Origin of the sequence: Clostridium massiliamazoniense (assembly GCF_001403635.1) — a bacterium.
GTDB lineage: Bacteria > Bacillota > Clostridia > Clostridiales > Clostridiaceae > Sarcina > Sarcina massiliamazoniense.
The window spans coordinates 1,724,128-1,736,873 of the sequence record NZ_LN879468.1; the positions used below are offsets into that span (position 1 = coordinate 1,724,128).

The 12,746-nt window shown below is 27.9% G+C and carries 11 protein-coding genes; all 11 read right to left on the reverse strand.

Annotation, left to right across the window (positions count from 1 at the left end; translation table 11 throughout):
• Positions 1-22: 22 nt before the first annotated feature.
• Positions 23-397: a spore cortex biosynthesis protein YabQ gene (gene yabQ, locus ARA19_RS15130; protein ID WP_055071756.1), complete on the reverse strand. Its 375-nt coding sequence runs from the start codon at positions 395-397 to the stop codon at positions 23-25.
• A 1-nt stretch (position 398) separates the two neighbouring features.
• Positions 399-692, reverse strand: coding sequence for a sporulation protein YabP (gene yabP, locus ARA19_RS15135; protein WP_055071757.1), 294 nt, complete (start codon positions 690-692; stop codon positions 399-401).
• 64 nt (positions 693-756) lie between these two features.
• On the reverse strand, positions 757-1,017 hold the full coding sequence (locus ARA19_RS15140; protein WP_055071758.1) for an RNA-binding S4 domain-containing protein: 261 nt from the start codon (positions 1,015-1,017) through the stop codon (positions 757-759).
• 107 nt (positions 1,018-1,124) lie between these two features.
• Complete coding sequence (locus tag ARA19_RS15145; protein ID WP_055071759.1) at positions 1,125-1,400, reverse strand: HU family DNA-binding protein; 276 nt, start codon at positions 1,398-1,400, stop codon at positions 1,125-1,127.
• A 197-nt stretch (positions 1,401-1,597) separates the two neighbouring features.
• The gene (gene mazG, locus ARA19_RS15150) at positions 1,598-2,977 is read right to left on the reverse strand and encodes a nucleoside triphosphate pyrophosphohydrolase (protein WP_055071760.1); all 1,380 of its coding nucleotides are present in this window, start codon (positions 2,975-2,977) and stop codon (positions 1,598-1,600) included.
• Between the two features lie 359 nt (positions 2,978-3,336).
• Positions 3,337-4,878, reverse strand: coding sequence for a putative polysaccharide biosynthesis protein (locus tag ARA19_RS15155; protein WP_055071761.1), 1,542 nt, complete (start codon positions 4,876-4,878; stop codon positions 3,337-3,339).
• 150 nt (positions 4,879-5,028) lie between these two features.
• On the reverse strand, positions 5,029-5,580 hold the full coding sequence (spoVT, locus tag ARA19_RS15160; protein WP_055071762.1) for a stage V sporulation protein T: 552 nt from the start codon (positions 5,578-5,580) through the stop codon (positions 5,029-5,031).
• A 409-nt stretch (positions 5,581-5,989) separates the two neighbouring features.
• Complete coding sequence (locus ARA19_RS15165) at positions 5,990-7,255, reverse strand: peptidyl-prolyl cis-trans isomerase (RefSeq protein ID WP_055071763.1); 1,266 nt, start codon at positions 7,253-7,255, stop codon at positions 5,990-5,992.
• Between the two features lie 79 nt (positions 7,256-7,334).
• Positions 7,335-10,838 carry a transcription-repair coupling factor gene (gene mfd / locus ARA19_RS15170; protein WP_055071764.1) on the reverse strand — a complete coding sequence of 1,168 codons (3,504 nt, stop codon included), beginning with the start codon at positions 10,836-10,838 and terminating at the stop codon, positions 7,335-7,337.
• A gap of 29 nt (positions 10,839-10,867) precedes the next feature.
• Positions 10,868-11,437: an aminoacyl-tRNA hydrolase gene (gene pth, locus ARA19_RS15175; RefSeq protein WP_055071765.1), complete on the reverse strand. Its 570-nt coding sequence runs from the start codon at positions 11,435-11,437 to the stop codon at positions 10,868-10,870.
• Positions 11,438-11,594: 157 nt separating this feature from the next.
• Positions 11,595-12,725, reverse strand: a complete 1,131-nt coding sequence (locus ARA19_RS15180) for a trypsin-like peptidase domain-containing protein (protein ID WP_055071766.1) — start codon at positions 12,723-12,725, stop codon at positions 11,595-11,597.
• Between the last annotated feature and the right edge of the window lie 21 nt (positions 12,726-12,746).

Consider the following 12,746-nt stretch of genomic DNA (forward strand, 5'->3'; position numbering starts at 1 on the left):
GTTATTCAAGCAAATTCTCTATTTATTTTATAAATATATTTTTAATTACGTATCTTATATTTTTAAAAACAATCCTAAATACTGTTGAAATCAAAATAGCTACATTATTTTCAACTTTTACTAAATATTTAGAAAATGTAGCTAAATAAAATATAAATCCTAAAATTAATATAGAATAAACATAAATATTCAAGAATGCATAGTTAACTACTAGTAAAAATGTAAATATAGAAAGTGAACAAAGTATCCAAAATAAAATATCTTCTACTATCATGATAAGTTTAGGTAATTTAAAACCTCTTATTAATCTATATATATCAAAAAAAACCCCTGCTAGTATTCCCCCAAAAAAAGAAAATAAAACTATTGAAAATTGTAATTTTAAAGGTAATATCATATTAACCTCTCTTTGGAAATTTTTTAAATATACTTAATTTCTTTCTTTTCTTTTTTGGATGAGTTTTATAATTTAATGACTTTATTTTTCCTGATATACACACATTTCCATCTTTAACGTCTATTTTGTTTATTTTTAAACATTCACCTAAAATTTGTAGAGCTCCTAAAATTGTATTTAAATTAATTTTTTCTTCATCAAAATTAATAACTTCAAGAACTCCTGTTACATTTAAAACTTTTCTATCTTCTAACTTTAACTCACTTTTTCCACTCTTGGTTATATTATCTTCCATATACTTTCCCCCCAAAAATTCATAGTAAAGTATATTATTATATTCCAAGAGTTATGACTAAATTCTATTCAGTGTCTTCTTCCCCTTCTAAAATTTCATACATATTTCTTGCGTCTTCTTTTTTAACATGTTCCGCTACATTAGTTATTCTTGCCTTTAATGTCTTATTTCCAAAAATTATTTCTATTATATCTCCTTCTTTTACTGAAGTTGATGATTTTGCTACTTTGTCATTTATACTAACTCTTCCACTTTCACAAGCTTCTTTTGCTACAGTTCTTCTCTTTATAATTCTTGAAACTTTTAAATATTTATCTAATCTCATATTTTTCTCCTCTCAAATATATTATCAATTAAAACTTCATCTAAATATAATTTTGTATAAAAAAACCCGAGCTATCTCGGGCTTTGCTACAAAGTTACCTAAGTAAATTATTTGTTTACTCTTTCTTTGAATTCTTTTCCAGCTTTGAATACTGGTGCTTTTGAAGCAGGTATTTGAATAACTTCTTTAGTTCTTGGGTTTCTTCCTTCTCTAGCTGCTCTTTCTCTAGTTTCAAAAGTACCAAATCCAACTAATTGAACTTTGTCTCCACCTTCTAATGCTTCTTGAACGCTCTCCATGAATGCTTTTAATGCCACTTCAGCATCTTTCTTTGTTAAATTACTTTTTTCAGCCATGCTTGCGATTAATTCTGCTTTATTCACTTTTACATCCTCCTTGAAATTTAGTAATTTACTATAAAGTATTTTATAATTTAGTAAAAACTATAATATATATTATAATATTATATATTTAGCCATTTGTATAGTCCTAAACTGCTATTTTACAGTATTTAAAGTTTTTTTTATAAATTTTCTTGCAAATGATAGTATTTTTCTAATTAAATTTAATTTCTATGATACTATTTTTGTTCTAATTTTACTCTTTCCCATAATACATTCATTTCATCAATATTCAATTCCTTTAATTGTTGCCCATTTTCTATTGCTCTTTTTTCTATTGCTGAAAATCTTCTTATAAATTTTTCTATTGATTTTTCTAATATTTCTTCACAGTCTAGGCTTAATAATCTTCCTATATTAACAGTTGAGAAAATTACATCCCCAAGTTCATCTTCTATTCTTGTCACATTTTTACCCTTATATACATCTTTAAATTCTTTTATTTCTTCTTCTAAAGATTTTATTGCTTCATCAACATTTTCAAAATCAAATCCAACCTTTGCAGCTTTTTTTTGAATTTTTCTTGCTCTTATTAAAGAAGGTAACCCCATAGCTACTCCATTTATTTCATCAGTTATAGTTTCATAACCTTTTTCTACTTTTTTTATTTCATCCCAATTTTCCACTACGGCCTCTGAAGTTTTAGCAATCTCATCACCAAATATATGAGGGTGTCTAAATATCATTTTATTGCATATTCCTTCAGTTATATCTGTTAAATCAAACTCATTATTTTCTTCTGCTATAAGCCCATGGAATACAACATGTAGTAAAACATCTCCTATTTCCTCTTCCATAGCTTCTAAATCCTTTTTATCTATAGCATCTAAAACTTCATAGCACTCTTCAACCAATTCTCTTTTTATACTTTCATGGCTTTGCTCTCTATCCCACGGACATCCATTTGGTGCTCTTAAAATCCTTATTATATTAACTAAATCATCAAAGCCTCTCTTTTGTTGCTTTATATATATCATAGAACTTATATCTAAATTCTTCTCATTTTCTAATTGTAATATTTTAATATTTTTTATAACACTATATTGATTGCCTTTTAATTCCCCTAAATAGATTACTTCTATATCATTTTGATAAATTTCATAAATTCTCTTTGAAACACTCTTCGCAATTTCTTTGTTTCCTATTCCATGTACAACAAACTCTTTATCTTTTCTTATCTTCTTTAATTCATTAAAATGTAAGCCTTCAATCCTTTTATCATAATCAACATTTAAATAAGCCAAATCTACTAACCCGCTACCACTTATTAATTTATAGTTTATTTTTTTCTCTTTTAATAATTTGATTAAAGTCCTTCCAAAGAAATAATCATTTATTATATTCCCAACAACCATAATCGCTACTTCTTTTTCTTTATCAATTAATTCTTCTAGACTATTAGTATTAATTTTTTCTACCTTACTTTTATTTTCATCTGATACTAATTCCAAAAGTGAATCTATTAAGTATGTCTTCTCAGATTTTTCTATGTATTTATTTATATCTTTTTTTAATTCATCTAAATTTTTAGTTATTTCTAATCCTATTATCTTAAGCATAATTTTCCCTCCTACTATTACACACTTTAAATCTTTCTAAGAACAATTACTACTATAATCTTTAAGTTATTTTAAAAATAAATTCACAATATTTAATTAAATTAATTATAACTTATATTTCTATGATGTCTACAGAACTATTTTATTATTAATAGTTTTATTTCATAATATTTCTTACTCTGCTTTTTATCTAATAACTAATATCTGTAATACTTCACTACTCTATAAATTAGATATAAACCAATACACATCTCTAGATAACTTTCACTAAAATTCAACTTATAAAATAAGTTGCATTAGAATCAAAAAAATTTAACTTTTTATAATCTAATGCAACCTCATTATTTACAATATTTAATTTAACCTCTTCTATTTATTTTTCCTTTTACGTAATCATAATTAAATACACCTAAAATTAATATTGCTACTATATAGATACCTCCACCTACAGCTATTGATAAAACACAGTTCATCATTATACTATTCATTCTATCTAATAAAAATAAAAATAAACTTAATGTACAAATAATCATTATTACTGATGCTAACGCTGGCTTAAGAAATACTTCACTTAAATTACTTTTATATTTCAATTTAATTTTCATAGATACTAAATTTAAAATGCTAACAACAACATAAGCTATTATAGTAGCAATAACAGCACCTTGTATATTTAACTCTTTCATTGGAACCAAAGTCATAGTCAACACTATTTTTATTATTACAGCTATAAACATGTTTATTATAGGTTTTACATAGGAACCCACCCCCTGCAAGATGGATGTGCTTATTTGTGTTAAAGTCATAAAAGGGATGCTTAAAGATAAATATCTAAGTATATTTGCTCCCCCTTCTCTTCCAGGAAATATAGTTATCATAATTGGTTCAGCAAGAAAGAAAAGACCTAAGCAACAAGGAAGTGCAATAACTAAAGCTAATTTCATAGCCATAGATATTTTTTGATTTAATTCATTTTTATTTTTTAATAAATATTTTTCAGCTATAATAGGTATTATTGATGAACACAGTGCTATGGATAAAGTTAATGGTATATGAACCAATGCAGAAGCTTTTCCTGTAAATTGTGAAAATAAAATTGTAGCTTCTGAAGGTGACATTCCTGCCTCTAATAATTTTTTCGGTACCAATACTGCATCTATCATTCCCATTATACTAACTACAGCTGCTCCTATTGATATAGGGATAGCCATTAATAATAACTTTCTTAATCCACCTCTTACCTTATAATTTGAATATGTTTTATTCATTTGCTTTTTTTCTTTATTATATTTTACTAATAAATATAAAGCTGCTAAAATTGCCCCTGCTGTAGCTCCAAAGGAAGCTCCTCCTGCTGATACTGCTATGCCCTTAGGTAATAATAAATAAGCTAGTCCAACTCCAACAATAACTCTACCAACTTGTTCAAATAATTGAGATATAGCTGAAGGAGTCATATTTTGATATCCTTGAAAAAAACCTCTTATAGGATTTACTATTGCTATAAACATTGGTGCTAAAGATATTCCTAACATAGAATAATAAGCTTCCTTTTCCCAATGAAATAAATTTATTATGTCCTGTCCTAATAAAATCAATAAAAGGCTTGTACATATAGAAAGTATAAACATAACTTTTATTGCTACATTCATCATATAAAAATTTTCTTTTTCTTTACCTGATACATTATTTTCTGAAATTATTTTTGATAAAGATATAGGTATCCCCGTTGATATGGCTATAAAAAAGCTATATAGAGGATATGCTAATTGATAATATCCAAGCCCTTGATCTCCTATTAACATTACAATTGGCCATCTAAAAAATAAACCTAGAAACTTTGCTAAAATACCAGCAACACCTAAAATTAAACTCCCTTTTATGAGAGATTGTTTTTTCATATAGCACCTCCAAAATCTAATTAATAATAATCTTAAAGTAGTAAAATATTTAGTTAAACTTAAAAATTATTCCTCTTTATTATTATTTAAATTTTGAAGGTATTATTACTTATTTTATGTATAGTTAGAATTATTCATTGAAAAACTTAATTATTGTTCCATTTGCTTTCCTAGAAAAGCAGCTGCTGTTTCTGCTAATTTTTTTTCTACTTCTCCAAAGGATTCATTTTCTTTTGATACCATTATAACAGTTCCTATGGCATCACCCTCAGCTATAATAGGAGCGATTACTTGTGCTTTATATTTATCTTCTACATTTTCATCAGAATATAAAGGTATTATTTTTCCATTATCTCCTCCTAAAACAACTACTTTTCTATTTTCCATAATGTCTTCTAACTCATCACTTATTTTTCTTTCCATAAAATCTTTTTTAGTAGTTCCACTGACAGATATAAACATGTCGTTATCACTAATCAAAACAATATGGTTTGTTGCTTGTTGTAATGAATCAGCATACTCCTTTGAAAAATCAGTTAACTCTCCTATAGGTGAATATTTCTTTAAGATTACTCCACCTTCTCTATCTGTAAATATTTCTAAAGGATCTCCCTCTCTTATTCTTAATGTTCTTCTTATTTCTTTTGGTATAACAACTCTACCTAAATCATCAATACGTCTAACTATTCCTGTTGCTTTCATTAGTATCTTACCTCCTCAAGGTTAAACTTTTGTTTTGTCTACAGTAATAGTATTTTTAATATTTGAAATTTTATACACATTGGTTATATTTTTGTCTAGTTGTTTTTTCATCTCCATTAATAACATATTTAAATCTATGTATTTTTTTTATCTGCTGAGATAGCTATATAGGTACAAAATGCTGTGACCATTGAACTAGTACTAGAAGCTCTTTATTTTTGAACAATAGTTTCGTAAAAAAATTTCCATTGTTTGAACAAAGTGAGTTTGGAAATTTTAGAAACTATTGTAGAAAAAATATTAGAGCTTCTTTACGTAAGTGAGTGGTCACAAATTATGAACCTATATAGCTAGATAAAAAGCAAAGAGGATGTATCTGTAATTTGATACATCCTCTCTATTTTTACTCCTATTTAGCAGGAGTTGTTGTATTCTTATCGTTTGATTGGTTTTGTTGAGTAGTTGACTGCTCAGTTGTTTGGCTTTGTGTTCCACTTTGTTGAGTAGTTGACTGCTCAGTTGTTGTTCCTGATTGACTTTCACTTGTTGAAGTTTTGTCTAATATAGGATAACCTAATCTATCTGTATAAGTCTTCATATTAGCTTCTTTTTCCCATTTAGCAAGGGCTTGTGATATAGCTTGATTGTTCTCTTGAGTTTGAACAGCTTTAAGCGCTTGATCTTTAACTTTATCAAATGGTAATACTTTTGGCGCTGTGTAGTTATTAATAAATATTACATTGTAAGCTCCTGTGCTTCCTACAGAAGAATCTATTACTCCTGATATTTCACCATTCTTAGTTAAACCATTTAAAGCAGTCATAAAGTTCTTATTAAAGTTGCTATAGTTGTATGGTATTTTACCATTATCAGCTGAATTACCTGTTGTTAATCTTCCACCAGTTTGTTTTGTTGAATCTATATTGTTAGCAGAAGCTATTTTTTGGAATATAGCTAATTGTTGAGCAACAGTTAAGTTCTTATCTTTAATTTCACTTTCATATTGAGCTCTTAATTTTTCTGCTTCTTCTTTAGTGCTAACAACTATTTGATATACATCAGCACTTGCTGGTTCAGTAAATTGACTATCTTTATTTTCATTGTAGTATGTTTGAGCATCATTTTCTGTTACTTTAACATCTTTAGTTATATAGTTAGAAAGCTCTTGAACTTTAACTTGTTGAGTTATCATATTATTAAATTCTGCTTGAGTCATTCCTGTCATTTGAAGATACATTGCTTCATCAACATCTATACCTTGACTTTGCTTAATTTCTGCAAAGAATTTTTGTTTTTCAGCTGCAACTAATTTATCCATATCAGCTTGAGTTGGTATTAACTTAAGATCTTGAACTTGTTTATCTACAATAGCTTGAACTTCTAAGCTTTCAACAACTTTTCCTCTTTGTTGTATTATATATTGCTTAGCTTGAGAGTTTTCCATTAAGTTACCTTGAATTTCTTGTGATAATGTTTGATAAACATATTTCATTTGTGGATTTTCTTCTACTTGATTTACAGTTATTTTTTGACCGTAGACTTCACCAACTACAGTATTTTTTACAGCATTTGGCGTCTTTTCAATCATTCCAGAGTTAATAGCTATTGCAACGATTATTATTACTATTACAATTATTGCAATAAGCCCCCCTATGATTTTTTTTGAATTTTTCATCATTCTACCTCACTTTATTGATCTAACATAATTTAAAAATAGTATATCAATTTCTTGAAAATTTTTCAATTTACTTTTCTTATTTTGTTAATTGATTTAGAATTTCCTTGAAAACCTTCAATAATTCCTCTTTCTTTTCCTCAGTAAATCTGTATGAAAAAGCAGGCTTTTCACCTAATCTAATCAATATATTTTCTTTATGAAATTTTAAAAGATCTACGAATAATTGTTTATCTGTTCGTTCTCTACTTTGGAACTCAAAAATTATTTCATTTCCCTTTTCCTTAATCTCTTCTATATTTATAGTCTTAGCTCTACTCTTTATATAGGCTATATCCATAAGATTATATACGCTTTTAGGAATTGTTGAATATCTATCTTCAAGTTCTTCTTTTACATACTGATAATCTTCAGCATTTTCAATAGCTGCTATCTTTTTATAAACTTCAATTTTCTGAATTTCATTTTCAATATAATTTGATGGTATAAAAGCATCAATTTTTATATCTACTACAGTTTCAACTGGCTCCATATCTATTTCACCTTTTATAAGCTTTATAGTATCTTCAAGCATTCTACAATATAAATCATATCCAACATTGGACATATGCCCATGTTGAGATGATCCCATCATATTCCCTGCTCCTCTGATTTCTAAATCTCTCATGGCTATTTTAAATCCTGAACCAAGTTCTGTAAAATCTTTTAAAGCCTTAAGTCTTTTTTCAGCTACTTCTGTTAGTATTTTATCTTTCTGATAAACAAAGTAAGCATAAGCAACCTTATTACTTCTCCCAACCCTACCTCTTAATTGGTACAATTGTGACAATCCCATTTTATCAGCATCATGAACAATTAAGGTATTTACATTGGGCATATCTATACCTGTTTCTATAATTGATGTACATACTAAAACATTAGTTTCTTTATTCATAAACTCCATTAATTGAGTCTCTAATTGTCTTTCTGTCATTTGTCCATGGATTATAGTTATATTACATTCTGGAACCAATTCCTTTATATAACTTGCCATAGATTCTATACTTTCAACTCTATTATAAACAAAGAAAACTTGACCATCCCTATTTATTTCTCTTAGTATAGCATCTCTTATAAGTTGGTCATTTTGTTCTACAACATATGTTTGAATCGGATATCTTTCTTCTGGTGGAGTTTCTATAACTGATATATCCCTAACACCAGTAAGTGACATATGAAGTGTTCTTGGTATAGGAGTTGCACTCAATGTTAGTACATCTACATTTTTCTTTAAATTCTTTATTTTTTCCTTTTGAGTAACACCAAAACGTTGTTCCTCATCCACAATTAAAAGACCTAAATCTTTAAACTCAATATCTTTAGATACTAATCTATGAGTTCCTATAAGTATATCTATATTTCCTTCTTTTAGTTCCTTTAAGGTTTGAGTTTGTTCCTTTTTATTCTTGAATCTACTTATTACATCTATTTTTATTGGGAATCCAGAAAATCTCTTCACTAAATTCTTATAGTGTTGTTCAGCCAGTATTGTTGTAGGAACTAAAAAAGCAACTTGCTTCCCATCCATAACAGATTTAAAAGCTGCTCTTATGGCAACTTCTGTTTTTCCATAACCAACATCTCCACAAAGGAGTCTATCCATAACTTTTTCTGATTCCATATCTGATTTTATTTCTTCTAATGATGTAATTTGATCTGGAGTTTCTTCATAAGGAAATTCATCTTCAAACTGTCTTTGCCATTGTGTATCTTTAGAAAACTTATGTCCTTTAAGAGTTGATCTAGTTGCATAAAGCTTAACAAGATCCTGTGCAATTTCATTAATTGACTTTCTAACCTTAGCTTTAGCTTTTTGCCACTCATTACCACCTAGTTTATTAACCTTTGGCATTTTCCCTTCTGAGCCTATATATTTTTGTACTAAATCTAATTGTTCAACAGGTACATAAAGTTTGTCACCCTTTAGATATTCAATATCTAAATAATCTCTTTTATTTCCACCTACATTTATTTGTTTAATTCCTTTATATACACCTATTCCACTATTAATATGAACAACATAATCTCCTGGTTTAAGCTCACCAAAACTCTTTATCTTTGCTGTTCCTTTTTGTTTTTTAGAAGTTTTTTGTTTCTTTCTCTTGCTTTCACCAAAAACCTCTTTATCAGAAATAATAGAAAGATTTAATTCCTTAAATTCAAAACCTTTTCCTAGGTTTCCGAATGTCACAACAACCTCTCCATCTTGTACTTCATCAACAATATCTTTATAGGTACTTTCAATTGAGTTTTCCCTAAGAGTTTCTACTAATCTCTCCCCCCTAGGTCTTGTACCTGCAAGTATTACTGTTTTATAACCCTTTTCTTTCTTTTCTACAATATCATTTATTAATAACTCTAATTTTCCCTGATAACTATTATAGACTACTTCATTGAAAACTACTTTCTCAGCACTCTTAATAAAACTCTCTCTCTTCTCTAAGGTATTTAAAGTTATTACATCCTGTAATTTAAGACGGTTATATACAGTATTATCATCAAGTATAAGCTTACTTTGTGACGGAAGTATGTCACCTCTTTCTAAAAAGGCCTTAAAATTTTCTTGAAATTCATAAATAGTACTCTCTACTTTTCCTTTGCATCTTTCTGGATCATCTACTACAAATAAGAAGTTTTCTAGATAATCAAAAAGTGTTGCAGGCTTTTTAAAAATAAAATTAACATAGCTATCTATCGTTTCAAAACTCCAAGTTTCTTTTAATCTTTCTGAGTTATCATTAACTATTTTTGTAATTTTATTCAGAACCTCTTTGTCCTTTATTCCACTTTCTTCATACTTATGAAGTTCTTCTTTTAATTGACTTATTGTATTATCTATAAGTTCTTGATTTAATATTATCTCCTTTGCAGGAAATACTTCTATAGATTTAACTTGCTCTATACTTCTTTGTGATTCCGGATTAAAACTTCTTATTGATTCTATTTCTTCTCCAAAAAACTCTATTCTATAAGGATTATTATAGTGAGGTGGATATACATCAAGAATTCCTCCTCTTACTGAGAATTCTCCCTTACCTTCTACAACTTCCATTCTTTCATAGCCACATTCAACCAAATTTTGCACAATGGTTTTAAGCTCTACTTCTTCCTGTAAAGAAAGTGTAAAGCTATGGCTTTTATAAAGTTCTATAGGAGTATATAATGCTACCAAAGATTCAACAGAAGTAACAATTATTTTCTTCTTATCATTTAATATTTCCTTTATAACCTTTAATCTAGCCCATCTTAAATCTCCAGAAATAGCATCTATATTATAGAATACAACTTCCTTTGCTGGTAAATAATAAACATCCAAACTATATAAACTTAAATCTTCATATATTTTTCTAGCTTCTATATCATTATTTGTTACTATAACCATTGACCTATCTGATTTTTCATATATACCGTTAAGAATATAACTTTTTCCCGAATCACTAAGACCATATATTCCTAAAGGTAACATCCTATCATTTAGTAACTCATTTACTTTTTTAAATTCATTACTCTCAATTAATGGGCTCATTAAACCTTTCAATCTCATTCTTTAACACCACCAATCAAACTAAAAAACTATATTTCTATAGTTACCCCATTAAACTTATTCATTGATTCCTTTACATCATTTTTTATAGCCTCTATCACAGCATCATTAACTACTGGAATAACCTTGGACATGTGTCTCCATTCATCATCTTTAAATTTTCCTAATACATGTGATACTAAGTCATGTTCTGGAGCACCAACTCCTACCTTAATTCTTGGAAACTTATCTCCTCCAAGATTTTTTATAATACTCTTTATGCCATTGTGCCCACCAGCACTTCCTTTTTCTCTTATTCTAAGTTTTCCTATATTAAGGCTTATATCGTCGTATATTACTAATACTTCATCTTCTGTAATGTTGTAAAAATTCATGACTTCTCTTATACTGTCTCCACTAAGATTCATATAAGTTGTTGGCTTTAATAATATAACTTTTTGCCCCTCTATGATTCCAGTTCCATATAATCCTTTAAATTTTTCCCTATTTATATCAATGTTATACTTATTTGATATATAATCAATTATTTCAAATCCAATATTATGTCTAGTTCTTTCATATTCCTTTCCCGGATTTCCAAGCCCAACTATTAAGAACATTTTATTACCTCCATCATTAAAATACATCTAAATTATATCAATAAATATAATTTATGTGTAATCTTTCTTTTTTATTAATTATTATAAAAAAGGCTGTATCAAAAACTTTAGATAAATCTTACTTAGAAATTTATCTGCTTTTGATACAGCTCCACTTTTATTGTTGATTTTTTGTATCTAACTTGAGGCTAACAGTTACTTCTTTTCCACCTCTAAGTATTGTACAAGGTACTGAATCACCTACAATATTTTCATTTAATGCTCTAAATATGTCATTTATATTGTTAACTTTAACATTATTTATTCCGGTGATTATATCTGTAGGTCTTATGCCAGATTTATAAGCACTTCCTTGTGGTTCAACCTCTTCAACATACACACCTTGTTGACCTTTTAAATTTATTCCTTTAATTCCTAAAAACACTCTTGAAACGCTACCATGACTAATTATTGAATCAATTATTTTACTTGCATAATTTATTCCTATGGCATAATTTAATCCATTAGCATTAGATGATGATGTAGACGGAACTGTTGTAACACCAATTACTTGCCCACTCATGTTAACTAAAACTCCACCTATGTTAGCTTGATTCAAGTCAGCATCAGTTACTATAACACCAGTCTTTACATCTTCTCCTTGTTCATTAGGTACAGTTATAACCTTATCAACAGTACTAACTATTCCATTAGTTACAACACCTAATCCCTCTTCACCTGAATTATTTCCCATTGCCATTACAAATTCACCTTGTTTAATACTATTACCTATACTTATAGGTATTAGATTATTTACATTTATTTTTAAAACAGCAATATTGGTAACTTCATCTTTTCCAACAAGAGTTGCATTAAAATTTTCTTCACTTAAGTTAGGTATGCTTACAACTATGTGCTTAAAATCCTTAATTTCTGAATATGCTGTTACTATATATCCATTTGATTTATAAACAAAACCTGTTACATTCATTTTTCCTTCACCATTACTTATAGTAACTAATGATGGTTCTACATTATTAACAGCATTAGTTGTCGCTTGATTTAGCATATATCCTACTTTATTGACATTATTCTCACTTGTTAAACACTTAGATAGATAATTCTGGAACCATTGGCTCTCTATAACAGCAATTGCTATTAAAAGTGATAACATAGCAATACAAAAAGCTACTACTATATACTTAACAAATGATTTAATTTTTTTATAATTCTTTCGTTTTCTTATTACTATAGCACCTTTTTTATTTTCGCTATTATCCTCTGTTCCTTTATTAAGCTTTATCCCCATCCAAGCCTCCTAAATAATATG